The sequence below is a fragment of the Micromonospora sp. NPDC049048 genome (genome assembly GCF_043197615.1).
Taxonomy (GTDB): domain Bacteria; phylum Actinomycetota; class Actinomycetes; order Mycobacteriales; family Micromonosporaceae; genus Micromonospora.
The window spans coordinates 560,769-585,367 of sequence record NZ_JBICTM010000002.1 but is presented as its reverse complement, the minus strand read 5'-3'; the positions used below and the strand labels follow the sequence as shown (position 1 = coordinate 585,367).

Annotated in this window: 24 protein-coding genes; 13 read left to right on the top strand and 11 right to left on the bottom strand. The window is 74.4% G+C overall.

Annotation, left to right across the window (positions count from 1 at the left end):
• Positions 1-82: 82 nt before the first annotated feature.
• The 3 genes from ACGFIG_RS08110 to ACGFIG_RS08100 all read right to left on the bottom strand — a co-directional run bounded on the left by ACGFIG_RS08110 (position 83) and on the right by ACGFIG_RS08100 (position 4,698).
• Positions 83-1,117, bottom strand: coding sequence for a 2-oxoacid:ferredoxin oxidoreductase subunit beta (locus ACGFIG_RS08110; RefSeq protein ID WP_393000432.1), 1,035 nt, complete (start codon positions 1,115-1,117; stop codon positions 83-85).
• Positions 1,110-2,957 carry a 2-oxoacid:acceptor oxidoreductase subunit alpha gene (locus ACGFIG_RS08105; protein WP_393000430.1) on the bottom strand — a complete coding sequence of 616 codons (1,848 nt, stop codon included), beginning with the start codon at positions 2,955-2,957 and terminating at the stop codon, positions 1,110-1,112. The genes ACGFIG_RS08110 and ACGFIG_RS08105 overlap by 8 nt, the downstream gene beginning before the upstream one ends.
• A 301-nt stretch (positions 2,958-3,258) precedes the next feature.
• A complete protein-coding gene (locus ACGFIG_RS08100) occupies positions 3,259-4,698 on the bottom strand; it encodes a hypothetical protein (protein ID WP_393000428.1) in 1,440 nt (479 codons plus the stop codon).
• Between the two features lie 99 nt (positions 4,699-4,797).
• Here ACGFIG_RS08100 and ndhC point away from each other — a divergent pair, with 99 nt between their 5' ends.
• Positions 4,798-5,175 carry an NADH-quinone oxidoreductase subunit A gene (gene ndhC, locus ACGFIG_RS08095; protein WP_393000426.1) on the top strand — a complete coding sequence of 126 codons (378 nt, stop codon included), beginning with the start codon at positions 4,798-4,800 and terminating at the stop codon, positions 5,173-5,175.
• Positions 5,176-5,252: 77 nt separating this feature from the next.
• On the opposite strand, the gene folP is transcribed toward ndhC, so the two are convergent.
• Positions 5,253-6,122, bottom strand: coding sequence for a dihydropteroate synthase (folP, locus tag ACGFIG_RS08090; protein ID WP_393000424.1), 870 nt, complete (start codon positions 6,120-6,122; stop codon positions 5,253-5,255).
• 176 nt (positions 6,123-6,298) lie between these two features.
• Here folP and ACGFIG_RS08085 point away from each other — a divergent pair, with 176 nt between their 5' ends.
• From ACGFIG_RS08085 to ACGFIG_RS08070, 4 genes are all read left to right on the top strand, one after another.
• Positions 6,299-6,997 (top strand): DivIVA domain-containing protein, encoded by a 699-nt coding sequence (locus ACGFIG_RS08085; protein WP_393000422.1) that lies wholly within the window; start codon positions 6,299-6,301, stop codon positions 6,995-6,997.
• Positions 6,994-7,491, top strand: coding sequence for an SRPBCC family protein (locus ACGFIG_RS08080; protein ID WP_393000420.1), 498 nt, complete (start codon positions 6,994-6,996; stop codon positions 7,489-7,491). The genes ACGFIG_RS08085 and ACGFIG_RS08080 overlap by 4 nt, the downstream gene beginning before the upstream one ends.
• 224 nt (positions 7,492-7,715) lie before the next feature.
• Positions 7,716-8,297: a DNA-3-methyladenine glycosylase I gene (locus ACGFIG_RS08075; protein WP_393000418.1), complete on the top strand. Its 582-nt coding sequence runs from the start codon at positions 7,716-7,718 to the stop codon at positions 8,295-8,297.
• A gap of 13 nt (positions 8,298-8,310) precedes the next feature.
• Complete coding sequence (locus ACGFIG_RS08070; RefSeq protein WP_393000416.1) at positions 8,311-8,937, top strand: hypothetical protein; 627 nt, start codon at positions 8,311-8,313, stop codon at positions 8,935-8,937.
• 24 nt (positions 8,938-8,961) lie between these two features.
• On the opposite strand, the gene ACGFIG_RS08065 is transcribed toward ACGFIG_RS08070, so the two are convergent.
• Together ACGFIG_RS08065 and ACGFIG_RS08060 are read right to left on the bottom strand one after the other, a co-directional pair.
• Positions 8,962-9,753, bottom strand: coding sequence for an enoyl-CoA hydratase-related protein (locus ACGFIG_RS08065; RefSeq protein WP_393000414.1), 792 nt, complete (start codon positions 9,751-9,753; stop codon positions 8,962-8,964).
• Between the two features lie 2 nt (positions 9,754-9,755).
• Complete coding sequence (locus ACGFIG_RS08060; RefSeq protein ID WP_393000412.1) at positions 9,756-10,574, bottom strand: PaaX family transcriptional regulator C-terminal domain-containing protein; 819 nt, start codon at positions 10,572-10,574, stop codon at positions 9,756-9,758.
• Positions 10,575-10,764: 190 nt separating this feature from the next.
• Between ACGFIG_RS08060 and ACGFIG_RS08055 the strand changes: the two genes are divergently transcribed.
• Together ACGFIG_RS08055 and ACGFIG_RS08050 are read left to right on the top strand one after the other, a co-directional pair.
• Positions 10,765-10,932, top strand: coding sequence for a DUF3117 domain-containing protein (locus tag ACGFIG_RS08055; protein WP_007455245.1), 168 nt, complete (start codon positions 10,765-10,767; stop codon positions 10,930-10,932).
• A gap of 129 nt (positions 10,933-11,061) precedes the next feature.
• On the top strand, positions 11,062-12,528 hold the full coding sequence (locus ACGFIG_RS08050) for a leucyl aminopeptidase family protein (protein ID WP_393000410.1): 1,467 nt from the start codon (positions 11,062-11,064) through the stop codon (positions 12,526-12,528).
• 46 nt (positions 12,529-12,574) lie between these two features.
• Here ACGFIG_RS08050 and ACGFIG_RS08045 read toward each other — a convergent pair whose 3' ends face one another.
• A complete protein-coding gene (locus tag ACGFIG_RS08045; protein ID WP_089003702.1) occupies positions 12,575-13,162 on the bottom strand; it encodes an O-methyltransferase in 588 nt (195 codons plus the stop codon).
• 279 nt (positions 13,163-13,441) lie between these two features.
• On the opposite strand from ACGFIG_RS08045, the gene ACGFIG_RS08040 reads away from it, so the two are divergent.
• Both ACGFIG_RS08040 and ACGFIG_RS08035 read left to right on the top strand, forming a co-directional pair.
• On the top strand, positions 13,442-14,788 hold the full coding sequence (locus tag ACGFIG_RS08040; protein ID WP_393000408.1) for a S1C family serine protease: 1,347 nt from the start codon (positions 13,442-13,444) through the stop codon (positions 14,786-14,788).
• 72 nt (positions 14,789-14,860) lie between these two features.
• Positions 14,861-15,283 (top strand): preprotein translocase subunit TatB, encoded by a 423-nt coding sequence (locus ACGFIG_RS08035; protein ID WP_393000406.1) that lies wholly within the window; start codon positions 14,861-14,863, stop codon positions 15,281-15,283.
• Between the two features lie 189 nt (positions 15,284-15,472).
• Here ACGFIG_RS08035 and ACGFIG_RS08030 read toward each other — a convergent pair whose 3' ends face one another.
• The 3 genes from ACGFIG_RS08030 to ACGFIG_RS08020 all read right to left on the bottom strand — a co-directional run bounded on the left by ACGFIG_RS08030 (position 15,473) and on the right by ACGFIG_RS08020 (position 18,651).
• A complete protein-coding gene (locus tag ACGFIG_RS08030; protein ID WP_393000404.1) occupies positions 15,473-16,618 on the bottom strand; it encodes an Mrp/NBP35 family ATP-binding protein in 1,146 nt (381 codons plus the stop codon).
• Positions 16,619-16,742: 124 nt separating this feature from the next.
• On the bottom strand, positions 16,743-17,372 hold the full coding sequence (locus ACGFIG_RS08025; protein ID WP_393000402.1) for a DUF1003 domain-containing protein: 630 nt from the start codon (positions 17,370-17,372) through the stop codon (positions 16,743-16,745).
• On the bottom strand, positions 17,365-18,651 hold the full coding sequence (locus ACGFIG_RS08020; RefSeq protein WP_393000400.1) for a magnesium transporter MgtE N-terminal domain-containing protein: 1,287 nt from the start codon (positions 18,649-18,651) through the stop codon (positions 17,365-17,367). The genes ACGFIG_RS08025 and ACGFIG_RS08020 overlap by 8 nt, the downstream gene beginning before the upstream one ends.
• A gap of 33 nt (positions 18,652-18,684) precedes the next feature.
• Here ACGFIG_RS08020 and ACGFIG_RS08015 point away from each other — a divergent pair, with 33 nt between their 5' ends.
• Positions 18,685-19,554 carry a PhzF family phenazine biosynthesis protein gene (locus ACGFIG_RS08015; RefSeq protein ID WP_393000398.1) on the top strand — a complete coding sequence of 290 codons (870 nt, stop codon included), beginning with the start codon at positions 18,685-18,687 and terminating at the stop codon, positions 19,552-19,554.
• Positions 19,555-19,691: 137 nt separating this feature from the next.
• Positions 19,692-20,201, top strand: a complete 510-nt coding sequence (locus ACGFIG_RS08010; protein WP_393000396.1) for a hypothetical protein — start codon at positions 19,692-19,694, stop codon at positions 20,199-20,201.
• A 126-nt stretch (positions 20,202-20,327) separates the two neighbouring features.
• Here the strand turns inward: ACGFIG_RS08010 and ACGFIG_RS08005 are convergent, their stop codons facing one another.
• A complete protein-coding gene (locus ACGFIG_RS08005; RefSeq protein WP_393000394.1) occupies positions 20,328-21,074 on the bottom strand; it encodes an HAD family hydrolase in 747 nt (248 codons plus the stop codon).
• Between the two features lie 96 nt (positions 21,075-21,170).
• Between ACGFIG_RS08005 and ACGFIG_RS08000 the strand changes: the two genes are divergently transcribed.
• A complete protein-coding gene (locus tag ACGFIG_RS08000; RefSeq protein WP_393000392.1) occupies positions 21,171-22,142 on the top strand; it encodes a DMT family transporter in 972 nt (323 codons plus the stop codon).
• A 226-nt stretch (positions 22,143-22,368) separates the two neighbouring features.
• Complete coding sequence (locus tag ACGFIG_RS07995; protein ID WP_393000390.1) at positions 22,369-24,564, top strand: APC family permease; 2,196 nt, start codon at positions 22,369-22,371, stop codon at positions 24,562-24,564.
• Positions 24,565-24,599 lie beyond the last annotated feature (35 nt).

Below are 24,599 nucleotides of genomic sequence, written 5' to 3'. Positions count from 1 at the left end.
TCGGTGGCGGGCCCTGTCGCGTGCTCGGATCGTGCGGACGCCGGGTCCCTGCGGACGCCGGATGGCCGCAACCGGCCGTCGGTCAGAGGATGGTCCAGGTGTCCCCGCTGGCGAGCAGGCCGGCGAGCTGCTGCTCCGGGGTCTCGGTGACCTTCGCCCTGGCCTCGGCGAGCTGCCCCTGCACCACGCTGTCGTACGACGGCCGGTCCACCGAGCGGAACACGCCGATCGGGGTGTTCCGCAGGTCCAGGCCCGGCAGCCGGGACAGCGCGAAGGCGTACGCCGGGTCGGTGACCGTCGCGTCGTGCACGACGATCTCCCCGGGGCTGACCGACGCGGTCTCCCGGACCTCCAGGCCGAACCCGCCGGGCGGGTGCACGACGCAGAACTGCCCGTCCTTGCCGAACGTGATCGGCTGCCCGTGCTCCAGCCGGATCAGGTACTCGTCGCGGGTGGCCGGCTCCTTGAGCTGGTCGAACGCGCCGTCGTTGAAGATGTTGCAGTTCTGGTAGATCTCCACGAACGCCGAGCCCTGGTGCTCCGCCGCCGCCCGCAGCACCGACTGGAGGTGCTTGCGGTCGGAGTCGATGGTGCGCCCCACGAAGGTGGCCTCGGCGCCGAGGGCGAGCGAGAGCGGGTTGAACGGCGCGTCGGCCGAGCCGGCCGGCGTCGACTTCGTGACCTTCCCGACCTCGGAGGTGGGGGAGTACTGGCCCTTCGTCAGGCCGTAGATCCGGTTGTTGAACAGCAGGATCTTCAGGTTGACGTTGCGGCGCAGCGCGTGGATCAGGTGGTTGCCGCCGATGGAGAGCGCGTCACCGTCGCCGGTGACCACCCAGACCGACAGGTCGGGCCGGCTGGCCGACAGGCCGGTGGCGATCGCCGGGGCGCGGCCGTGGATCGAGTGCATCCCGTAGGTGTTCATGTAGTACGGGAAGCGGGACGAGCAGCCGATGCCGGAGACGAAGACGATCCGCTCACGCGGGATGTTCAGCTCCGGCATGAACTGCTGGATCGCGGCGAGGATCGCGTAGTCGCCGCAGCCGGGGCACCAGCGCACCTCCTGGTCGGACTTGAAGTCCTTGGCGGTGAGCTTGAGGGCGACGGGCTCAGACATTCTTCAGGACCTCTTCCAGCATCGTCTCCAGCTCGTTGGCCGTGAACGGCAGGCCGCGGACCTGGTTGTAGCCGATCGCGTCGACCAGGTACTTCGCCCGGATCACGTGGGCGAGCTGGCCGAGGTTCATCTCGGGGATGACCACGCGGTCGTAGGAGCGCAGCACCTGGCCGAGGTTGGCCGGCATCGGGTTCAGGTGCCGCAGGTGCGCCTGCGCGATGGCGTGGCCGCGCTGGCGCAGGCCCCGGCAGGCGGCGCCGATCGGCCCGTACGTGGAGCCCCAGCCGAGCACCAGCACCCGGGCGGCGCCGTCCGGGTCCTCGACCTCGACGTCCGGCACCGGGATCGTCTCGATCCGGGCCGCCCGGGTACGCACCATGAAGTCGTGGTTCGCCGGGTCGTACGAGATGTCGCCGGTCTTGTCGGCCTTCTCCAGACCGCCGATGCGGTGCTCCAGCCCGGCGGTCCCCGGTACGGCCCACGGCCGCGCGAGGGTCTCCGGGTCGCGCAGGTAGGGCAGGAACGTGGTGCCGTCGTCGCCGTTGGGCTTCGTGGCGAACTCGACCCGCAGGTCGGGCAGCGACTCGACGTCGGGCAGCAGCCACGGCTCGGAGCCGTTGGCGACGTAGTTGTCGGAGAGCAGGATGACCGGCGTGCGGTAGGTCAGCGCGATCCGGGCCGCCTCGAGGGCCGCGTGGAAGCAGTCCGCCGGCGACTTCGGCGCGATCACCGCGACCGGGGCCTCGCCGTGGCGGCCGTGCAGCGCCATGTTGAGGTCGGCCTGCTCGGTCTTGGTGGGCATGCCCGTGGAGGGGCCGGCGCGCTGCACGTCGACGATGACCAGGGGCAGCTCCAACGCCACCGCCAGGGAGATCGTCTCGCTCTTGAGCGCCACGCCCGGGCCGCTGGTGGTGGTGACGCCGAGCGAGCCGCCGTACGACGCGCCGAGCGCCGCGCCGACGGCGGCGATCTCGTCCTCGGCCTGCATGGTGAGCACGCCGAAGCGCTTGTGCTTGCTCAACTCGTGCAGGATGTCCGAGGCCGGGGTGATCGGGTAGGCGCCCAGGAAGACCGGCAGCCCGGAGCGGACGCCGGCGGCCACCAGGCCGAGCGACAGGGCCGCGTTGCCGGTGATGTTGCGGTAGGTGCCCGGCTGCATCTTCGCCGGCTTGACCTCGTAGCGGACGGCGAAGTCCTCGGTGGTCTCGCCGAAGTTCCAACCGGCCCGGAACGCCGCGACGTTCGCCGCGACCAGCTCGGGGCGGGCGGCGAACTTGCGCTCCAGGAAGCGCAGCGTCGACTCGTACGGCCGGTTGTACATCCAGGAGAGCAGGCCGAGGGCGAACATGTTCTTGGCCCGCTCGGCGTCCTTCTTCGACACGGCCAGCTCGGCGAGCGCGCCGACCGTCATCGAGGTCAGCGCCACCGGGTGCACCACGTAGCCGGCGAGGGAGTCGTCCTCGAGCGGGTTCGACTGGTAGCCGACCTTGGCCAGGTTGCGCCGGGTGAACTCGTCGGTGTTGACGATGATGTCCGCGCCGCGAGGCAGGTCGACGAGGTTCGCCTTGAGCGCCGCCGGGTTCATCGCCACCAGCACGTTCGGCGAGTCGCCGGGGGTGAGGATGTCGTAGTCGGCGAAGTGCACCTGGAAGCTCGACACGCCCGGCAGGGTGCCGGCGGGAGCCCGGATCTCCGCCGGGAAGTTCGGCAACGTGGAGATGTCGTTGCCCAACTGCGCGGTCTCCGAGGTGAACCGGTCGCCGGTGAGCTGCATGCCGTCGCCGGAGTCGCCGGCGAAGCGGATGACCACCCGGTCCAGTTGACGGATCTGCTTGGTCACGCCTGCACCTCGCTTCGCTGGGCGCGGTCGCGCGGGCGGCTGAACATGATGGTGACCTCGCCTTGCCCGGCCACGTGACCTCCTTGACGCACCGCTGCACCAGACCCGCGGAGGCGGGCCCGGTCCGCTGTAGTTACCTCACCTGAGAGCCTACGTCGAATCGCCGTCCCAACCTTCTCGGAGGCCGTCCTGTGGGACGCGATCCAGCGAAATTCCACCCCGGTTTGAGGTGTTTCCGTCCCCCCGCCGTAATCCAGATCACCGGTGGCGGTGGCGGACAGGCGTCGCCGGGTCGTCCGGGTCACTCCGTCGGCGCCGGAGACACCCCGGTGTCCGGGTCGGTCATCCGCCGCCGCAGGGAGGTGGTCGCCAGCGTGAGGGCGAACACCACCAGCAGCGTGGAGACCACGATCAGCAGGATCGCCGTACGCCGTACCGAGCCGCCGCCTCCGCCGTCGCCGTCGCCGACCTGGGCCTCGGCGGCCAGCACGCCCTGCGACCCGGTCGGCGCGGGCGGCGGGGCCACCGGGGTCGCCAGCGCGGCGGCGGCGGTGATCCGGAAGCTCATCTGCACCTGCCGGGCCGGGCCGCTGCGCGGGTCGAGCTGGGCGCGTACCGCACCGGCCAGCGGAGCCTGCCGCTGGGCCTCGGGGGTCGCGGAGACCGGCAGCCGTAGCCGCGCGGTCCGGCCGGCGGCGAGGGTGCCCAGCTCGCAGCGCGTACGGGCGGGGTCGACCGTGGTGCAGCCGGACGGGGGAGCCGGCACGGTCACCCCGGCCGGCAGGACCACCTCGATCCGACCCTCGGCGTCCACCCGGCCGGTGTTGCCCAGGCGTACGTCGAGCCCGCTCGACCCGCCGCCGATGTCGAAGGAGACCGCGTCGGCGGCCAGCCTGATGCCGGGCACCGGCGGGCCGGGCGGGAAGAGCACCGCGAAGCCCTCGTCGTCGCCCACCGACCCGGGTACGCCGGGCGCGGTCGCGGTGACCCGAACGGAGCCGCTGAGCGGCATCCGCTTCCAGGCGTCGCCGTCGACCCGTACGCGGAGCAGGGTGCTGAACCGCACGCCGGGCGCGCTGGCCCACTCGCCGCAGCGGTGCTCCCCGCCGCCGGCCGGGGCGCAGCCACCGGTGCCGGCGTCGGTCAGCCCTGCCGGGAGCGTGTAGGCCAGCCGGATCCGGGCGGGCGTGACGCCCGTGTTCGTGACGGTCACCCGCAGCGTGGTGACCGTGCTCGGCGCGTTCCAGTACGCGGCGGTCAGGGTGATGTCGTCGGTCGTGACGCTGACGCCGGCCGGGGGCGCCGGCGGGGTGGTGGCCGGCGCGGAGGGCCGCACCGGCGGCACCGACGGGGTCGTGGGCGGTGGGCCGGCGGTGGGCGCGGCGGTGGTCGGCGCGGGCTGCTCCGGGGCCGTCGTCGTCGGGGCCGGCTCGGTCGTCGCGGCCGGCGGCGTGGGCTCCGGCGGCGTGGTCGAGGGCGCCTCGGTGGGCTCCGGTCCCGGGTCCGTCGGATCCGTCGTCGTCGGGTCCGGGCCCGGCTCCCCGGCGGGCTCGGTCGCGGGGGCGGCGATCCGGGCGGCGGCCGGCGTGGCGGTCGCCAGGAACGGGACCGCCGCGACGGTCAGCCCGACCACGAGACCGATCGCCACCAGGGGTACGACGCGTCGGTGCCGCGCCCGCCGGCCGGGCCGTGCGTCGACGCGCGTCATCTGTCCTCCGGTGACGATGAGGGAGATTCCCATACTCGACAATTGTTGCCAAGTGACACTAGTCCCGGTGGGAAACAAATCCGTAACGGGTTCGACCCGGGCGCCGACGGGGGGGCGGTAGGCTCAGCGACCGTGACCGGTTACCTGGGCTCGTACGCGACGCTCGGGCTGCTGCTGCTCGTCAGCGTTCTCTTCTTCGTCTTGGCGTTCACGGCCAACCGGGTGTTACGCCCCGCCCGTCCGGCGGATCCCTACGGCAAGCGCGCCAGCTACGAGTGCGGCCTCGATCCCGTGGGCGCCGACTGGGCGCAGATGCAGATCCGCTACTACGTGTACGCGTACCTCTACGTGCTGTTCGCCGTGGAGTCGGTGTTCCTCTTCCCGTGGGCGGTCGTCTTCGACCGGCCGGGCTTCGGCATGGTCACGGTGGTGGAGATGGCGGTCTTCGTCGCGGTGCTGGCGCTCGGCATCCTCTACGCCTGGCGCAAGAACATCCTGCGCTGGTCCTGACCGCCCGGTCCCGGCTGACGCTGTCCCGCCCCGCCCGGTCGCGACCGACGCGCCTCGGCCGCGACTCCGGCGGGGGATCAGGCGAGACCGCGCCGGGTCAGCGTCGGCGGGCGGTCGCCCCGGATCGAGGCGACCATGTCGAGCACCCGCCGGGTGGGGCGGACCTGGTGCGCGCGGAACACCCGGGCGCCCAACCAGGCCGAGACGACGGTGGCCGCGAGCGTGCCCTCCAACCGCTCGGCCACCGGCAGGTCCAGCGTCTCGCCGATGAAGTCCTTGTTCGACAGGGCCACCAGCAGCGGCCAGCCGGTGCCGGAGAGCTCGCCGAGCCGGCGGGTGATCTCCAGGGAGTGCCGGGTGTTCTTGCCGAAGTCGTGCGCCGGGTCGATCAGGATCCCGTCGGCGCGTACGCCCAGGGTGACGGCGCGTTCGGCGAGCCCGGTGACCGTCGTGAGCACGTCGGCGACCACGTCGGCGAAGGCCGCGCGGTGCGGGCGGGTCCGGGGCGCGAGGCCGCCGGCGTGCGAGCAGACCAACCCGGCGCCGGTGCGGGCCGCCACCTCGGCCAGGGCCGGGTCGGCGCCCGACCAGGTGTCGTTGAGCAGGTCGGCGCCCGCCGCCACCGCCTCCACGGCGACCTCGGCCCGCCAGGTGTCGATCGAGATCACCACGTCGGGGAAGGCGGCCCGGACGGCGGCGATGGTGCGCACCGTGCGGCGTATCTCCTCGGCCACGTCGACCTCGTCGCCCGGTCCGGCCTTGACCCCGCCGATGTCGATGATCTCGGCGCCCTCCTCGACCGCCCGCTCCACGGCGCGCAACGCGCTGTCCTGGGCGAAGGTGGCGCCCCGGTCGAAGAACGAGTCCGGCGTGCGGTTGACGATCGCCATCACCACCAGCTCGTCCGGGCCGAACGTGCGCCCACCGAGCCGAAGCGCCCCGGCCATGTCGCCTCCTGAAGGTCCGCCGCCGACCCGTCCCCGCCGTCGGCCGATCACGACGCTAGCCGGTCCGTCCGGCTCGGGCTCCGTCGGTCCGCCGGAGGGACGTTCTCCCGGCGCGGATCCGGAACGCGGCGGGTGGTGGGGTCGCTCCGGGCGGTTCGCCATGCCACGATCTGTGCATGGGTCAGGTTCTGCTCCTCCTGGTCGTGGCGTTGACCGTCGCGGCGGTCGTGTTCGGGGTGACGGTGCTGGTCTCGGGCCGGGATCCCGGTCTGGTGCCCGCCGAGCCGGACGGACGTGCCGTGCCGTTGCCGGCGGCCCGTCCGCTGCGCGAGTCCGACGTGGGCGAGGTGCGGTTCGACACGGCGTTGCGGGGCTACCGCATGGCCCAGGTCGACCACGCGTTGCGCCGGGCGGCCTACGACATCGGATACAAGTCCGAGCTGATCGACGTGCTGGAGGAGGAGGTCGCCGCCCTGCGTGAGGGGCGCACGGCGGACGCTGACGCCCTGCGCCGGACCCGGGAGCGGGCCGCCGCCGAGGCCTCGTCGGCCAGCCGGGGGATCGTCCCGGTCGAGGCCGACCGACCGGACGCGCCGGGGGACACCGACGTGGTCGTCGCGCCGATCCCCGCGTTCGCGGGTCCGGCCGCCCAGTCGACGCCGGGCGCCGGTGCCGTGGACCGGAGTGAGGCGGGCGACGGTGGGGACGATGCCGCCGACCGGAGTGGTGCGCGCGAGGGCGGGGACGACGCCGACCGCGACGGCGGGAACGATGTGACGGACCGGAGCGGTGCGGGCGACGGCGGGAACGACGTCGCCGACCGGAGCGGTGCGGGCGACGCGACCGGTCCCGTGGTCGGGTCGGAGCCGAGGTGACCGGGCCGGAACCTGTCGACGACCTGAGCGACGCGACGCAGCCCGGCGCGGGGGAGGTCACCGCCACGGTGATCGTCGACGCGCCGGCGGAGCGCGTCTTCGCGGCGCTGACGGCCTGGGAGCGGCAGTCGGACTGGATCCCCTTCACCACCGTCCGGGTGGTCGAGGGCGACGGCGGCGAGGGCAGCCTGGTCGAGGCGGTCACGACGCTCGGTCCCGCCGTGCTGCGCGACGAGATGCGGGTGGTCCGGGTGGACGCGCCCTACGAGGTCGGCGTCGTGCACTGCGGCAAGCTGCTGCGCGGGCCCGGCGTGCTCCGCTGCACACCCCTGGAGCGGGACCGCACGCAGGTGGTCTGGCACGAGTGGTTCCACCTGCCGGGCGGCTCGGCGGGCCGGGTGGCCTGGCCGGTGCTCTGGCCCGGGTCGAAGTTCAGCCTGACCCAGGCGCTGAAGAAGTTCGGCCGGCTGGTGGAGCAGGGCCGGCTGCCCTGACTGCGCCACGCCGGGCGCTGTCCCCGACGGGGGCGGCCGGGGACGATTCGCATCTCCCCGTCGAGCGACTTCGCCTGATCGACTCGATGTCCCCGACGTCGGGGTGTCGGCGCGACCGGGACGCCCCGATGTCGCCGGACCCGGGCGGTGCGACCCCGGCAGCCGAGGCGCGACGCGGGCCGCGGGGCCGAGGGAGCGTCGGGGCGGTGCCCTAGCGTGGACGCGTGACTGACCTCGTGACCGGCGCCGACGGGCTGCCACGATGCGGCTGGGGGCACAGCACCCCCGACTACGCCGCCTACCACGACACCGAGTGGGGCCAGCCCCTGCGCGGCGACGACGCGCTCTACGAGCGGCTCACGCTGGAGGCGTTCCAGTCGGGGCTGTCCTGGCTGACGATCCTGCGCAAGCGTCCCGCGTTCCGGCTGGCCTTCGACGAGTTCCGGATCGAGACCGTGGCCGGCTACGGCGACGCCGACGTGGCCCGGCTGCTCGCCGACGCCGGCATCGTCCGCAACCGGGCCAAGATCGAGGCGGCGATCGCCAACGCCCGTGCGGCGCTGGAGCTTCCGGAGGGGCTCTCCGCGCTGCTCTGGTCCTTCGCCCCGCCGCCCCGGCCGGCCCGACCGGCGTCGTTCGCGGAGGTGCCGGCGCTGACCGCCGAGTCCACCGCGATGGCCAAGGCGCTCAAGAAGCGGGGCTTCCGCTTCGTCGGCCCGACCACGGCCTACGCGCTGATGCAGGCCACCGGAATGGTCGACGATCACCTTGCGGGCTGCCACGTCGTGGCGGCGCCGGCGGCGTGATGGGATGGAGGCCATGACGACCGACACCGCGCACCGGGTGGACGGGGCACGCCCCGCCGACGGCACGGGCGCCTGGGCGGTGCTGCTGCCCACCGGGCGCTACGAGGCCGAGCGACTCGTCCACCACGACACGCTCGAGTTGACCGGCCTCGCCGACGGCGCCGTCCCCCGCCCGGGCGACCGGGTGGCCGTGCTGGTCGACGCGCCGCCCCGGCTGGTGGCGCTGGGTCGGGTCACCGCGGCCAGCGGGCAGGAGCGGGAGGACCCGGACGATCCGCAGTCCGAGCGGGTCGAGGCGCCGCTGGTGGTCGCGTACACCCGGCGGGCCTTCGACGAGCCGGTGCCGGCCGACGCGCTGGTGCTCGCCGGGCCGGTGACCGCGCTCGACCCGACGGCCTTCCGGGAACTGGCCGACCGGCTGGGCCCGCCGCCGCAGCGGCGCTCCTGGCTGGTCAGCCTCGACCTGCCGATCGAGGCCGAGTCGCCCGCCGAGGCGGTCCGCCTGTTCTGGGCCTACGTGCAGGAGTTGGGCCCCCGCGAGCTGCCCGCCTTCGTCTCGCCCACCGGCGACGAGCTGGCCATGCAGGCCTTCGTGCTCGGCGCGGAGGCCAACCAGGATCCGGAGGAGGACGACGACTGACCGCCCCCGGGACCCCGATGGGCGTCAGCGGCCCTCGTAGACCGGCTTCTGCTTGTTGACGAAGGCCAGGGTGGCGGCGCGGTGGTCGGCGGTGCCGCCGCAGATCGCCTGCGCCTGCGCCTCGGCGGCGAGGGCGTCGGCGAGGGTGCCCGCGTCGGCGATGGAGAGCTGCCGCTTGATCGCCCCGTACGCGACGGTCGGGCCGGCGGCCAGCCGGGCGGCCAGCTCCTGCGCGGTCGGCAGCACCTGCTCGTCGTCCTCCACCAGGCGGTTGATCAGCCCGAGCTGGCAGGCGGCCTCCGCGCGTACCGGCTCGGCCAGCATCAGCAGCTCGACGGCCTTGGCGTGCCCGACGAGGCGGGGCAGCGTCCAGGAGGCGCCGGTGTCGGCGGCGAGCCCGACGTTGGCGAACGCCATGAGGAAGCTGGTCGACGGCCCGCCGATCCGGATGTCGGCGAGGAACGCCAGCGAGGCGCCCGCCCCGGCGGCCATCCCCCGCACGGCCGCCACCACCGGCTTGGGCAGGTTGGCCAGCCGGGCGGCGATCGGGTTGTAGTGCGCCCGGACGGTCTCCAGCGGGTTGCCCTCGGCGGACTCCAGGGTCTGCACGTGCTCGCGCAGGTCCTGGCCGGCGCTGAACGACCGACCCGCGCCGGCGAGCACCACCGCGCGGCAGGACCGGTCGGTCTCCAGCTCGGCCAACGTCTCCCGCAGCGCCTCCTTGAGCGCCACGTCGAGCGCGTTCATCGCCGTGGGGCGGTTCAGCGTCAGGGTGACGACGGCGTCGGTGCGGTCGACGAGGAGCGGCTCGGTCACTTCTAACGACCCTTCTGTCGAGCGGTGCGGTTGCCGGAGTCGAGGCACTGCTCGACGTACCGGTCGGCGGCCGGCCGCAGCCGGGCCGCGTGCCGGTCGAAGAAACTGGCCGCGGCGGTGCCGGGCCAGCGCTCGGGGAGCAGCGCCGGGGGCAACTGCGGGTCCCGGAACAGGAAGGTACGCCACGCGTGCACGAGCCGGAACCGGACGGCGTACGCCTCCTCGTCCGGGCTGCGCACGGTGACCCCGGCCAACAGCGGTCGCTGCTCGGCGACGAACTGCTCGTACGCCTGGCCGATCTCCGTCAGGTCCCAGGCCCGGCGCACCACGCCCATCGCGCCGGGGGTGCCGGCGGTGTGCGCGGCGCTGAACCGCTCGTGGCGCACGCCCGCCTCGTCGAGCAGTACGTCGACGTCCTCACCCGGCCGGGTCGCCACCCACGTGCACTCGTCGAGGGCGCCGTAGCCGAGGAAGGTCAGGTTGGCGGCGAGCCGCTGCCGGTCCCGCCGGGACAGGGGGGCCTCCAGCACCAGGAGGTCGAACCGCCCGTCCCAGGTGATCCGACCGGTGCGGTAGATCCGCGCCGCCGCCTCGTCCAACCGGCGGGCGGCTTTCGGTGTGATCGAGTATCCCGGCCCGGAGGCCAGCCGGCACGGGTCGAGCCACCCCTGACGGACCATCCGGGAGACCGCCGTGCGTACGGCGGGCGGGGCGATCCCGAGCGGCGCCAGTAGCCTGACCAGGGCGGCGACGGGTGCCCGGCCACCTCTCGCCCGGAGGTGGTCGCCGTACAGGTCGAAGAGTGCCGACCGTGCCTGCATGACCGCACATTGTGACAGGCCTTCTCAGGATAAGCTAGATGCTGTTACATCAATGCTGCTTCGGTTTGGGTCCGGCGGTGTTCATCAGGGAAAATCGTTGGTCGACACCCCCGCATAGGTTGCGGGTGGTCAAGGCGAAGTGGCTGTGGGGCAACCCACCGACCCTGGTGTAGGTCTGAGGGGAGACAACATGGCGGCGATGAAGCCGCGGACGGGCGACGGTCCGCTGGAAGTCACCAAGGAGGGCCGGGGCATCGTCATGCGCGTCCCGCTGGAGGGCGGTGGCCGGCTCGTCGTCGAGATGACTCCCGACGAGGCCAACGCGCTCGGTGACGCACTGAAGGCAGCCGCCGGCTGACCGAGGAACGGTCCGCGCGCCCGCGCGGGCCTTTCGTCAATCCCTGAGCCACCGGCCCCGCCGGTGGCTCAGGGTCTTCATCTCCCGCGGAGCCACGCTCCGCGCGCTTCCCTGGAGGTACGGCTCCGCGTGCTCGCCATCCGTCTGCTCGCCGAGCCGGACCGGCTCGACACCCTCGTTCTGCCCGTGCGGCCCGGCCCGGCCGACGACGACCAGGCCCGACCTGCCCCGACCGGGTCGGCACTGCCCGACGGCGTGGCCGAGGAGGCCACCGCACTGGCGCCGGCGGCCCGGCTGACCGGGCGGCCCGGCGAGGTCCACGCCCAGCTGCGACCCGGACGCGACCCCGGCCGGCTGCTGCTGCTCGGCGTCGGCGAGGGCGACGAGGCGGGCTGGCGGGCGGCCGGCGCGGCCCTGGCCCGGGCCGCCAAGGATGAGACGCATGTCACGTTGGCGATGCCGGCCGACGCCACCGAGGCGGCCGTACGCGGGCTGGTCGAGGGGCTGCTGCTGGCCTCGTACCGGTTCCGGCTGACCGACGCCGGCACCGCCCCCGCCCTCGCGGAGGTCGACGTCGTGGTGGCCGATCCGGACGCGCACGCCGCGGTCCTGGAGGAGGCCCGGACGACGGCCCGGATGACCCGGTTCGCCCGGGATCTCACCAACACCCCCTCTTCCGTCAAGAACCCGCAGTGGTTCGCCGACCAGGTGGCCGCCCTCGCCGCCGACGTGCCGGACCTGCACCTGCGGGTACGCGGCCCGGACGAGCTGGCGGCCGAGGGCTTCGGCGGGATCCTCGCCGTCGGGGGCGGCTCGGACAACGGCCCGCGCCTGGTCGAGCTGGACTGGCGGCCGGCCGACGCGCGTACCCACGTGGTGCTGGTCGGCAAGGGGATCACGTTCGACACCGGCGGCATCTCCATCAAGCCCGTGGCGTCGATGAAGCTGATGCGCAAGGACATGGCCGGGGCGGCGGCCGTGGTCGCGGCGACCCTCGGCGCGGCGGCCCTGCGCCTGCCGGTCCGGGTCACCACGCTCGCGCCGCTCGCGGAGAACATGCTCAGCGGCTCGGCGTTCCGCCCCGGCGACATCATCCGCCACTACGGGGGCACCACCAGCGAGACCACCAACTCCGACGCCGAGGGGCGGCTCGTCCTGGCCGACGCCCTCGCGTACGCCGTCGCCGAGCTCCAGCCCGACCTGCTGGTCGACCTCGCCACGCTCACCGGGGCGAACGCGGTCGCGCTGGGCAAGCGCACCGGCGCCCTCTACAGCGACAACGACGCGCTCGCCGCGGACGTGCTGGCCGCGATCGCCGCCGCCGGCGAGGCCGCCTGGCGGATGCCGCTGCCCGCCGACTACGCCGAGCACCTCGGCAGCGACCTGGCGGACCTGCACAGCTCGCCGGACCGGGGCGCCGGGTCCGTGATGGCCGCCCTCTACCTGCGGGAGTTCACGGGCGGACTGCGCGACCGGTGGCTGCACGTGGACATGTCCGCGCCGTCGTGGGCCGACGGCGACGACGCCGAGCTGACCCGGGGCGCGACCGGCTGGGGCGTACGCTCGCTGCTGCGCTGGCTGGGCTCGCTGGATTGACCGCCCGGCGGCGCCCGCCCCCGGCGGGCCCCCGGTCAGCGGCGGGTCAGCACTTGACGGCGGCGAGCAGCCCGTGGCCGACCGGCAGCAGCGCCGGGATCCAGTGCTCGGACTCCCGGATGGCCTTGATCGCCTCGCGGACGGTCACCGTCTCGACGTCCCGGGCGGCCGGGTCGCCGATCCGGCCGCCGGCCAGCGTGCCGTTGAGCGCGACCACGCCACCGGGGCGCAGCAGTCGCAGTGCGGCGTCGACGCAGGCGGCGAACCCGGTCGCCTCGGCGTCCACGAAGACCAGGTCGTACGCGCCGTCGGCGAGCCGGGGCAGCACGTCCAGCGCCCGGCCGGTGATGATCCGGGTACGGCCGGCGGCGAAGCCCGCCTCGGTGAAGATCCGTCGGGCGATCCGCTGGTGCTCGACCTCGACGTCGATGGTGGTGAGTACGCCGTCGGCGCGCATCCCGCGCAGCAGCCAGACCCCGCTGACTCCCGTGCCGGTGCCGATCTCCACCACCGCCCGGGCGCTGCCGGCGGCGGCGAGCAGCCGCAGCGCCGCGCCGGCGCCGGGGGTCACCGCCTCGAGGCCCACCTCGTGGGCCAGGCTGCGGGCGGTGCGCAGGACGAGATCCTCGGTCACGTACGACTCGGCGAAGTGCAGGGTCTGGGCAGTCGAAGTGCCGGAACCGGCGACCGTGGCGATGGGACACCTCCGGGCGGCATGCGTGGTGCGGGGGCGGGTGGGCACTGTGAGCCTAGAGGCGACGTCGCGCGGGCGCAGCCGCGCGTCCGCCACCCGACGATCACGGTCGGCAACCGGTGACTCGATCCGGGGCATCCGTGTAATCCTGGAAGCGGTGTTCCGGCGAGCGGGACCGGGCGACCCTGTCGCCGGGGCCGTGGAGCGCGGGACCCGGGGATGGACTGGGAGGGCACCGACGTGACCGACGGCTGGGACTGGCGCCAGCCCGGGGGAACTCCGGCACCGGCACGACCGCCGCTGCCCGGACATCCGCCGGTGGGCCCGCCGCCGACGCCTCAGGGCGCCGGGGGTGGCCCGACTTCGCCCTGGTGGTCCGACGCGCTGGCCGACCCGTGGCGCGACCCGTCCGCGCCGGCGGCCGTGGTGCTGCCGGCCGCGCCGGGCCCCGGCACCGAGCCGGAGCCGGTCAGCGATCCCGACGCCCCGGGCCGGCCGACGCTGCGGCAGTTGCTGCTCATCCCGTTGATCACCGCGCTGCTCGCCGGCAGCCTGGGCGGCGCCCTCGGCTACGCCTTCGCGGTACGCGGCGGCGCCGTGGCCGGCACGGTGCTCGGCGCGGATCCGCAGGCGCCCGGCCTGGCCCAGCGCAGGCCCGAGTCGCTGGCCGGAGTCGCCGAGCGGGTGCTGCCCAGCGTGGTGACCGTCCGGGTGGCGGGCCTCGGCGGCACGAGCGAGGGTTCGGGCTTCATCGCCAGCGCCGACGGGCACGTGATCACCAACGACCACGTGGTGGCGGGGGCGACCGGCGGCAAGGCGTCGGTGGTCTTCAACGACGGCAGCTCGGCCCCGGCGACCGTCGTCGGCAAGGACCCGGAGTCCGACATCGCCGTGATCAAGGTCTCCCGCTCGGGCCTGCGCCCGGTCGAGTTCGGTGACTCCGACGCGCTGGCCGTGGGTGACCCGGTGCTGGCGATGGGCTCGCCGCTGTCGCTGGCCAACACCGTCACGGCCGGCATCGTCAGCGCCCTGGACCGGACGATGCGGGCCGGCGAGCCCGGCGGCCCCACGCGCTACTACGCCGCGATCCAGACCGACGCGGCGGTCAACCACGGCAACTCGGGCGGCCCGTTGGTCGACGGCGCGGGCCGGGTGATCGGCGTCAACTCGACCATCAAGTCCCTGGTCTCGGACGGGCAGGAGGCCGGAAACATCGGCCTCGCCTTCGCCATTCCCATCAACCAGGCCAAGCGGATCACCCAGGACATCATCGGCACGGGCAAGGCCCGGCGCACGGTGATCGGGGCCCAGGTCGGCGGGGCCGGCGCGGGCACCGGGGGAGCCGGCGTACGCCTGGCGGCCGTGGAGCCGTCCGGGCCGGCGGCCGGCGCGGGGCTGAAGGCCGGTGACGTGATCCTGAAGCTCGACGGCCGGCCGATGACCGAACCGACCGACCTCATCGCCCTGGTCCGCAAGTACGCGCCCGGCGCCGTGGTGACCGTGGAGTACCGCCGGGGCGCCAACCGGCAGAACGCCTCGGTGACCCTGGCCGCTGACGCCAAGTAGGCCCGCTCACCCCCTCCCGGGCGGTGCCCCGCATGCGTAGTCTTGCTGCTGAAGCCGAAGGAGGCCCGCGCAGTGTTCGAGAACCTGAACTGGTGGGAGATCGGTGCGCTGCTGCTCCTGGCGCTGCTGATCTTCGGTGACCGGCTGCCCACGGTGATCAGCGACGGCCTGCGCATGGTGCGCAACCTGCGCGCGATGGCCAGCAACGCCACCACCGACCTGAGCCGTGAGCTGGGCACCGACATCCAGCTGGAGGATCTGCACCCGAAGGCGTTCATCCGCAAGCACCTGCTCAGCGAGGAGGACGAGCAGGCGATCCGGAAGCCCCTCCAGGGCGTCTACGACAACCTGCGGGCGGACGTCACCGGGGTGCACAACGAGCTGAAGGACGTGGCCTCCGCCGCCGACCTGCGCGCGGGGAACGCTCGCCCGGCCACCGCCACCGGTTCCGCCCCGGCCCCCGCCCCCCGCGTGAGCTACGACGACGCGACCTGACCCCGCCCGCCGTGCACGCCGCTGACCGGGATCGTCGCCGACGCGGTCGACGCCTGCGCCTCCGACGGCGGCGTACGCCGCTACGCGCTGGCTGACCCGTTGCCGGAGACGGCGACGGGGCGGCGCTCCGCGGGGGAACGCCGCCCCCGTGCGGGTGGCGACAGTGCCGGCCGGTCGGCCGGCGTACGGTCAGCGGCCGGCCGGCTTGAGGCCCAGCGGCTTGCCGAGCAGCGACTCCCGCCGCAGGGCGAGCCGGTCGGCGACCTGGCCCAGCGCCTTGGCGGCCGGCGAATCCGGCTCGGCCAGCACGATCGGGGTGCCCACGTCGCCGGCCTCGCGTACGCGGGTGTCGAGGGGGACCTGCCCGAGCAGTGGCACCTGCGCGCCGATGGTCTTCGTCAGCGACTCGGCGACCGTCTGACCGCCGCCCGCGCCGAAGACCTCCATCCGGGAGCCGTCGGGCAGCTCCAGCCAGGACATGTTCTCGATGACGCCGACCACCCGCTGGTGGGTCTGCAGCGCGATCGCGCCGGCCCGTTCCGCCACCTCGGCGGCGGCGGCCTGCGGGGTCGTCACGATCAGGATCTCGGAGTTGGGCAGCAGCTGGGCCAGGGAGATGGCCACGTCGCCGGTGCCCGGGGGCAGGTCGAGCAGGAGCACGTCCAGCTCGCCCCAGTAGACGTCGGCGAGGAACTGCTGCAACGCGCGGTGCAGCATCGGGCCGCGCCACACCACGGCGGCGTTGCCGGCGGTGAACATGCCGATCGAGATGACCTTCACGCCGTGCGACTGCGGCGGCATGATCATGTCTTCGACGCGGGTCGGGCGGCCGTCCGCGCCGAGCATCCGGGGCACCGAGTGGCCGTAGATGTCCGCGTCGACCACGCCGACGGAGAGCCCGCGGGCGGCCAGCGCGGCGGCCAGGTTGACCGTCACGCTGGACTTGCCGACGCCGCCCTTGCCGCTGGCGACCGCGTACACGCGGGTGCGCGAGCCCGGCTGGGCGAACGGGATGACCGGCTCCTGGCCGCCGCCACCGCGCAGCTTCGACTGGAGTTCCTGGCGCTGCTCGGGGCTCATCACGCCGAACTCGATCGTGACGCCGGTCACGCCGGGCACCGCGCCGACCGCGGCGGTGATGTCCGAGCGCAGCTTGTCCTTCAGCGGGCAGCCGGCGACGGTGAGCAGCAGCTCGACCCGTACGACGCCGTCGTCGCCGATCTCGGCGGAGCGGACCATGCCCAGCTCGGTGATGGGCCGGCGGATCTCCGGGTCGTTGACGGTGGCCAGCGCGGCCTGGATCGCGTCGGAGACGGTGCTGACGGGTGCTGACATGCCCGCAATGCTACGTCGGCGGCCCGGCCCGACCGTCGTCAGCGGGGACCGGTGTGAGCGAATCGATGGTGACGGCTGGGCCCCCTCCGGCGGTGCTGCCGGGTCGGCGGTTCGTGCCGTCCCGTCAGCGCTCGGACTCCCGGCCCCTCGGCTCCCGGCCCTCCGCCCGGCCGCCCTCCGCCAGGTCCCCGTCCAGGTCGTCGCGGGGTTCGTCCAGCCCGTCGCCGTACTGCGGGACCCGCTCCTGCTGCCGGCGCTCCAGCCGCTGCCGGCGCCGGCCCGCCTCGTCCAGTTCCTCGGCCAGCCGGGCCAGCTCCGAACGGAGGAAGTCCCGCGTCGCCACCTCGCCCATCGCGTTGCGCAGCGCGGCGATCTCCCGGGTCAGGTACTCCGTGTCGGCCTTCTGCATGGTCGCCCGCCGGCGGTCCTCCTCCAGGGAGACCCGGTCCCGGTCGGCCTGCCGGTTCTGCGCGAGCAGGATCAGCGGGGCCGCGTAGCTGGCCTGGAGGGAGAGCACCAGGGTCAGGAACGTGAAGGTGTACGGGTCGAAGCGCAGGTCCGCCGGGGCCAGCGTGTTCCAGCCGAACCAGAGCGCGATCACGATCGTCATGTAGACGATGAAGTTCGCGGTGCCCATCCCCCGGGCGATCCCCTCGGACCATCGGCCGAAGGCCTCCGGGTCGAACCGGGGCAGCTTGACGCCCCGGGGCTCGCGCGGCTGGTCGAGGCGCGGCGCCCGTCGCTGCTCACTCATCGGCGTCGTCCAGCGTCGTCTCGGCAGCGGACGACCGGCCGGCGGCGTCCCGGTCCCGCCAGTCCCGCGGCAGGAGGTGGTCCAGCACGTCGTCGACCGTCACCGCGCCGACCAGCCGGTTGTTGCGGTCGATCACCGGCATGGCGACCAGGTCGTACGTGGCCATCCGGCGGGTGATCTCCGGCAGCGGGGTGGTCGGCCGCAGCGGGTCGATGTCGTTGACCACGATGCCGCCGAGCAGGTCGGCCGGCGGCTCGCGGAGCAGCCGCTGGAAGTGCACCATGCCGAGGTAGCGGCCGGTCGGCGTGGTCATCGGCGCCCGGGACACGAAGACCTGCGCGGCGATCGCGGGGGAGAGCTGCGGTTCCCGGATCCGGGCCAGGGCCTCGGCGACGGTGGCGTCCGGCGGCAGGATGACCGGCTCGGAGGTCATCACGCTGCCCGCCGTCCCCGGCGTGTACTTGAGCAGCTGACGCACCGGGTCGGCCTCGTCCGGCTGCATGAGGTCGAGCAGCACGTCCTGCTCGGGCGGCGGCAGCTCGCTGAGCAGGTCGGCGGCGTCGTCCGGGTCCATCTCCTCCAGCACGTCGGCGGCCCGCTGCCGGTCCAGCGCGGCGAGGATCTCCACCTGGTCGCGCTCCGGCAACTCGCTGAGCACGTCGGCCAGGCGCTCGTCGTCCAGCGCGGCGGCGACCTCGTTGCGTCGGGCGTCGGGGAGGTCCTGGAGGGCGTTGGCGAGGTCGGCGGGGCGCATGTCCTCCAGCACCGAGAGCAGGTTGGCCGTGCCCCGGCTGTCGCCGGCACCGCTGAGCCCGCCCACCCGCTCCCACTCGACCTCGTGCAGGTGGCCCCGGCGGGTCAGCCGGCCGGTCTGCTCGCGTACGGCCACCCGGGCCAGCGACCACTCCCCGCCCCGGCTGCGCTCCATCGCCACGTCGACCACGGAACCCGCCTGCCCGCCGGGGTCGAGCCGCACCCGGCGGTCCAGCAGCTCCTGGAGTACGAGCAGCTCGTTCGGTCGCTTCTCGAAGCGCCGCAGGTTGAGGGTGCCGCTGCCGAGCACGACGGCTTCGGCGTCGATGGAGGTGATCCGGTTGATGGAGAGGAAGATGCGCCGCCGCATCGGCATCTCGGCGACCAGTCCGACCACCTCCGGCGGGCGCTGCGTCGGCCGCAGCCGGGCCACCGCGTCGCGGATCCGGCCCACCTGGTCGCCGTTGGGGTCGAAGACGGCGACCCCGGCGAGCCGGGCGATGTAGATCCGGGTCGGCGTGCTCACGGGCACCAGCCTAAGCGCCTAGTGTTTATCAACATGTCGACCTTGGCCTACGAGATCGTGGACGTCTTCACCGACCGCCCGTTCGCCGGTAACCCGCTGGCAGTCGTGTTCGGTGCCGAAGCACTGGCCACCGAGCAGATGCAGGCGCTCGCGTGTGAGTTCAACCTCTCCGAGACGGTGTTCGTGCTTCCGTCCACCCAGGTCGGCGTCACCTACCGGGCCCGCATCTTCACCCCGGCCGAGGAGCTGCCCTTCGCCGGGCATCCCAGCGTCGGCGCGGCGGTGACCGCCAGCCGCCGTGGCATGTTCGGTGCGGGGCAGGTCACCCAGGAGTGCGGCGCGGGCGTGCTGCCGATCGAGGTGACCGCGACGGGGGCCACGCTCACCGGCGGCACACCCACCCTCGGCCCCGAGCTGGACCCGGAACCGCTGCTGGAGATGGCCGGCCTGGACGCGGACGACCACGTCGGCCCGGCGCCCCGGGTGGCCGGCTGCGGGCTGGAGTTCCCGTACCTCCCGGTCCGCCCGGACGCGGTGGCTCGCGCACGGGTCAACGCGGCGGCGGCGCAACGGTACGGAGTTGAGCATGTCAGCGTCTTCTCCTGGGACGCCGCCTCGCAAACCGCGCACGCCCGGGTCTTCGTTCCCGGGTTGGGCGTGCCGGAGGATCCGGCCACCGGTTCGGCCGCGCTGGGCCTCGGGGTGTGGCTGGTCGCCAGCGGGCTGCTGCCCGCCGACGGGCGCGCGGAGTACACCGTCCACCAGGGCATCGAGATCAACCGCCCGTCGGTGCTGGCCTGCACGGTGACCGCCGAGGACGGCCAGGCCGTGGGCGCCACCGTGGCCGGCCACGTCATGCCGGTGGCCCGGGGCGAGATCATGGTCCCGCCGTTCGTCGGCTGAGCCGCGCGATGCGTACCGCCGACCGGATCGTCCGGCGTCGTGCCCGTGGCGTACGCCCCGATCGCGTCCGGGCTCGGCGCGCGGCCGGAGCCCGGGTGGCGCTGACGGGACGGGGGCGGATGCGGGAGGATGCCGGGATGACCGACGCGGAGCGGACCAGCACGCCGCTGGTCGACGAGGCGATGAAGAAGGCCGCCGTGGCCTGGGTGAGCGTGCCCGGCGGGCCGGCGCTCGCGCTGTGGTGCCTGCCCCTGGAGGGGGCGCTCTTCGTGGTCAGCGGTCCCGGGGAGCAGTCCGCCCCCGGTCTGGCCGACGCGACCGAGGCGCAGGTCACCCTGCGCGGCGACCACGGCGGGCGGATCGTCACCTGGCCGGCGCGGGTGAGCCGCCTGACGCCCGGCACCGAGCACTGGGAGACCGTCGCGCCGCTCGTGGCGGCGAAGCGGCTGAACGCGCCCGGGCCCACGGCGGAGCTGGTGGAGCGCTGGGCGGCCGACGGCTGCGCGGTGAACCGGCTGGCCCCGGCCGGCGAGCCGGTCTCCGGCACCGGGCTGCCCGCGGACTCGCTGGCCGAGGTGCCCCGCGAGACGCCGGCGGTCCGGGCGATCCGCAAGCCGTTCCGCCTGCACCGGGTCCGCCGCCGCTGAGCAGCCCACCCGCTGACGGCGGATGCGGCCCGCCGCTGTCCGACGTGACCTGCCGCTGTCCGGCGTGGCCCGCCGCTGTCCGGCGTGACCCTGCCGCGCCGGTCGTCGGCGCCGGTGGCCACGGGCTCAGGAGACGCAGCCGGCCGGTACGGGTGCGACCGCGGCAACGGGTTCACCCGCCCGCCCCGGCACCCGCCCGACGAGGTCGACCACTTCGTCGAGCGAGCGCAGCACCGGCCCGATCCAGGTCTCGTCGGCGTTGAACACCATGTGGCCGGCCAGGTCCGGCGCGGCCAGCCGTACGGCCGTCATCCCGGCCCGCTCCGCCCCGGTCAGCTCCTGGCTGCCGCCGTCGCCGACGTAGAGGCAGTCCGCCGGCGCCAGGTCGAGCCGCCGGCACGCCGCCTGGTAGAGCGCCGGGTCGGGCTTGCAGCGCCCCACCTGTACGGAGAAGACGTGCACGTCGAGCAGCGGGGCGATCGGCAACTGCGGCAGGAACGCCGGCAGCTCGTGCGTGCAGTCGCTGATCACTCCCGTACGCAGGCCGAGACCGCGCAGCGCGGCGAGCGTGGGCACCGCCTCGTCCCGCAGCCGGGTGTCGGCACGGATGGCCCGGTGGCGGGAGGCGACCGCCGAGCGGACGGCGTCGTCGGAGGGGTGCAGGCCGGCCTGCTCGCAGACCCAGCGCAGGGTGGCCTCGGCGTTGCCGAATCGTCCGCAGGCCCGCTCGTAGAACGTGCGGTCGAGTACGTCGACGAGCGTGCGCGGCGCGCAGCCGAGCAGTTCGGCGGTCGACCGGTGGGCCGCGCCCCGCTGGACGGAGCAGGTCAGCGTGCCGAAGAAGTCGAACAGGACCGCCTGGTAGGTGGGCATGGAGGAGCGCCTCCGGGCGGTAGGGAATCGCCGGCGCGGACAGGCATGATCGTAACGGAGTGCTGACGGTCCGTGGTGACCCGTGGCGTGTGAGGATTGCTCCCCGTGTCCCCCGCAGCGCACCGTCCACCGTTCGATCCGGCGACCACCGGGGCGGTCGTCCTGGCCGTCGTCGCCGTCTCGTCGTCCGCGCCGCTGGTGGCCGTCGCGGCGGCGCCGGCGCTGGCCGTCGCGTTCTGGCGCAACCTGCTCTCGGTCGCCGTGCTCGGGCCGTTCTCGGCGGCCCGGCGACGCGCCGAGTTCCGGTCGCTGACGGTCGGCGCCGGCCGGCGCGAGGGCGTCTACTGCGTGCTGTCGGGGGTCGCGCTGGCCGCACACTTCGCCACCTGGATGCCGAGCACCAAACTCACCTCGGTCGCCGCGGCCACCGCGCTCTGCGCCACCCAACCGGTCTGGCAGGGGCTGATCGCCCGCGCCCAGGGCCGCCGGCTGCCGGGCGTCGTCTGGGTCGGCATCACGGTGGCGGTCGCGGGGGCGGGCGTGGCGACCGGGGCGGACTTCGCCGTCTCCGGCCGGGCCGTCGCCGGCGACCTGCTCGCGGTGGCCGGCGGCCTGTTCGCGGCGGTCTACACCGCGCTCGGCGAGCGGGCCCGTACGACGATCAGCACGACCACCTACACCACCGTCTGCTACGGGGTCTGCGCGCTGATCCTGCTCGTGGTCTGCCTGGTCGGCCGGGTGCCGCTGACCGGCTTCGACACCGGCACCTGGCTCGTGGTGCTGGCCCTGGTGGCCGGGGCCCAACTGCTCGGGCACTCGATGTTCAACTACGCCCTGAAGAAGGTCTCGGCGACCACGGTCAGCGTGCTGGCCCTGCTGGAGGCCCCGGGCGCGGCCCTGATCGGCTGGGCCTGGCTGGGACAGCTGCCCCGGGTGACCGCCCTGGTCGGGCTGGGGCTGCTGCTGGCCGGCGTCGCCGTGGTGGTGCTCGGCGGCGCCCGCGCGGCCCGCCGCGTCCGCCCGGTCACCACCGCCGTCCCCGCCGACGCCGGCCCGCCCCCCGACTGACCCGCCGCCCGGCAGACCCCGCCGGACGCCCGGCTGCCCCTGTGAACCTCGCCGGCCCGCTGCCCGGCTGGTCCGCTGCCCGGCTGGTCCGCTGCCCGGCTGGCCCGCCGGACGAGCGCTCAGCCGGTCGGCGGCCACTCTTTGGCGCGGGAACGGCCGATCCGGCTGCCGGAACCGGCGGCGTCCGTGAGAGTGCGAGGGAGGAGACGCGGCGGCGGGAAGGCGGATGGCGGAGCGGGACGGCGGCGAGAGCGGGCACAGCACGGCGGTCACCCCGTCGGCCGAGTTCCCGCCGCTGGACCCTGACGAGCTGGGCGCGCTGCGCCGGATCGGCGACCGGTGGCGGGCCGCCCGCCGGGCGCGCCCACCCGGCGCGGACACACTGCCGGTGGACCCGACGCTGCGCCGTCATCGCGGCCCGCCCACGCCGACCCGGTTCGGCCGATTCGCCCCGATCGCGATGTTCCGGGTGGAGGAGCCGGACGAGCTGGTCGCCACCGAGCCTGCCCACCTGCCCGGCACCCGTCTCGGCCGGGCGGCCACCCGGCTGCGGCGGGCGCTGTTCGGGCCGCCGCTGAGCAGCGCCGCCGTGCTCTACGAGCGGATGCGCAAACTGGTCGCCCTGCCGGTGCTCTCCTCCGACCTGCTCAGCTCGGTGGCGTACGGGCCGGAGGCGATGCTCGCCGTGCTGCTGCTCGCCGGCAGCGGGGCGCTCGGACTGTCCCTGCCGCTGGCCGCCGGGCTGGCGTTGCTCATGGTCGCGGTCGGCCTCTCGTACCGGCAGACGGTGGCCGCGTACCCGCACGGGGCCGGGTCGTACATCGTGGCGGGTGACAACCTGGGCGCGGGAGCCGGCCTGGCCGCGGCGGCGGGGCTGATGACGGACTACGTGCTGACCGTGGCGGTGTCGGTCTCCGCCGGGGTCCGGGCGGTTACCTCGGCGATCCCGGAGCTGGCCGGCTGGACGGTGCCCCTGGGACTGGCCGTGATCGGCGTGCTGCTGGCCGGCAACCTCCGTGGCGTACGCACCGCCGGCAACCTCTTCGTGCTGCCCACGTACGCCTTCGTGGTCGCGCTGCTGGCGCTGCTCGCGGTCGGTTGGTTCCGCGCGGCCGGGCGGGGTTTCGTCCCGGTCGCCCCGCCGCCGGTGCCGGCCGTCGAGGGGCTGGGGCTGCTGCTGGTGCTCCGCGCGTTCTCCTCGGGCGCGGTCTCGATGACCGGCATTGAGGCGGTCTCGAACGCGGTGCCCGCGTTCCGGGCACCCGAGTGGCGCAACGCGCGCACCACGCTGACCTGGATGGTCGGGATGCTGGTGCTGTTCTTCGCCGGGCTCGTCGGGTTGATCCACCTGTCCGGGGTGGTGCCCACCGCCGGGCAGTCGGTGCTCTCCCAGCTCGCCCGGTTCACCTTCCCCAGCGGCCCCTGGTACGGGCTGATCCAGGCCGCCACGGCGGTGATCCTGCTGCTGGCGGCGAACACCGCCTTCAACGGCTTCCCCCGGCTGCTCTTCTTCATGGCCGGCAACGGTCACGCGCCGCGCCGGTTCCTGCACATGGGTGACCGGCTCGCCTTCAGCAACGGACTGGTCGCGCTGACCGCCGCGGCGGCGGCGATCTTCGTGGCGTTCCGTGGCCACACCGAGGCGCTGATCCCGCTCTACGCGGTCGGGGTGTTCCTCGCGTTCACCCTGTCTCAGGCGGGGATGGTGGTGCACTGGCGACGCCGGCGCGATCGCGGTTGGCGTCGCCGGGCCGCGGTCAACGCGGTGGGCGGCGCGGTCTCCGGCCTGGTGCTGCTCACCGCGGCCGTGACCAAGTTCAGCGAGGGCGCGTGGGTGGTCGTGGTCGCCATACCGCTGCTGGTCCTGCTCTTCTGGGCCATCCACCGGCACTACCGGACGCTGCACCGGTCCCTGGCGCTGCATCCGCCGCCGCCGGGCCCGGCCCCCGGGCCGCCGGTCGTGCCGGCGCCGCCGCCGGCCGTCGGGCCCGCCGAGGATGAGGAACTGCCCGAGCAGGTACGCCACCTCGTGGTGGTGCCGGTCGCCCGGCTGAACCGGGCCTCGCTGCGGGCCCTGGCGTACGCGGCCTCGCTCGGGCAGCCGACGCTGGCCGTGCACATCGCCCCGGAGGAGCCGGAGGCGGACCGGTTCCGGGAGCAGTGGCGGGCGTGGGGTGACCACCTGCGGTTGGAGACGATCGTGTCCCCGTACCGGGCGGTGATCGGGCCGCTCGCGCACTACCTGGAGGCGCTGCACGCCTCCCGGGCCGACCTGGTGCTGACCGTCGTCGTGCCGGAGGTGGTGGTGCGCAGCCGCTGGCACCGACTGCTGCACAGCCGCACCGAGCATCGGCTGCGTACGGCGCTGCGCCGGCTGCCGGGGGTGGTGGTCACCAGCCTCCCGGTGCACCCGGGCGAGTAGGTTCCCTCCGCGACGGCCCCCGCCGGCGTCTGCCC

Excerpts from the sequence above, each read along its gene's own strand:
- ACGFIG_RS08010 (WP_393000396.1), top strand. The coding sequence starts at position 19,692 with ATGACCGACGCGGAGCGGACCAGCACGCCGCTGGTCGACGAGGCGATG.
- ACGFIG_RS08025 (WP_393000402.1), bottom strand. The coding sequence starts at position 17,372 with ATGAGTGAGCAGCGACGGGCGCCGCGCCTCGACCAGCCGCGCGAGCCC.
- ACGFIG_RS08100 (WP_393000428.1), bottom strand. The coding sequence starts at position 4,698 with ATGGGAATCTCCCTCATCGTCACCGGAGGACAGATGACGCGCGTCGAC.
- ACGFIG_RS08040 (WP_393000408.1), top strand. The coding sequence starts at position 13,442 with ATGGACTGGGAGGGCACCGACGTGACCGACGGCTGGGACTGGCGCCAG.
- ACGFIG_RS08030 (WP_393000404.1), bottom strand. The coding sequence starts at position 16,618 with ATGTCAGCACCCGTCAGCACCGTCTCCGACGCGATCCAGGCCGCGCTG.
- ACGFIG_RS08060 (WP_393000412.1), bottom strand. The coding sequence starts at position 10,574 with ATGCAGGCACGGTCGGCACTCTTCGACCTGTACGGCGACCACCTCCGG.
- ACGFIG_RS07995 (WP_393000390.1), top strand. The coding sequence starts at position 22,369 with ATGGCGGAGCGGGACGGCGGCGAGAGCGGGCACAGCACGGCGGTCACC.
- ACGFIG_RS08085 (WP_393000422.1), top strand. The coding sequence starts at position 6,299 with ATGGGTCAGGTTCTGCTCCTCCTGGTCGTGGCGTTGACCGTCGCGGCG.
- folP (WP_393000424.1), bottom strand. The coding sequence starts at position 6,122 with ATGGCCGGGGCGCTTCGGCTCGGTGGGCGCACGTTCGGCCCGGACGAG.
- ACGFIG_RS08005 (WP_393000394.1), bottom strand. The coding sequence starts at position 21,074 with ATGCCCACCTACCAGGCGGTCCTGTTCGACTTCTTCGGCACGCTGACC.
- ACGFIG_RS08015 (WP_393000398.1), top strand. The coding sequence starts at position 18,685 with ATGTCGACCTTGGCCTACGAGATCGTGGACGTCTTCACCGACCGCCCG.
- ACGFIG_RS08055 (WP_007455245.1), top strand. The coding sequence starts at position 10,765 with ATGGCGGCGATGAAGCCGCGGACGGGCGACGGTCCGCTGGAAGTCACC.
- ACGFIG_RS08070 (WP_393000416.1), top strand. The coding sequence starts at position 8,311 with ATGACGACCGACACCGCGCACCGGGTGGACGGGGCACGCCCCGCCGAC.
- ACGFIG_RS08110 (WP_393000432.1), bottom strand. The coding sequence starts at position 1,117 with ATGTCTGAGCCCGTCGCCCTCAAGCTCACCGCCAAGGACTTCAAGTCC.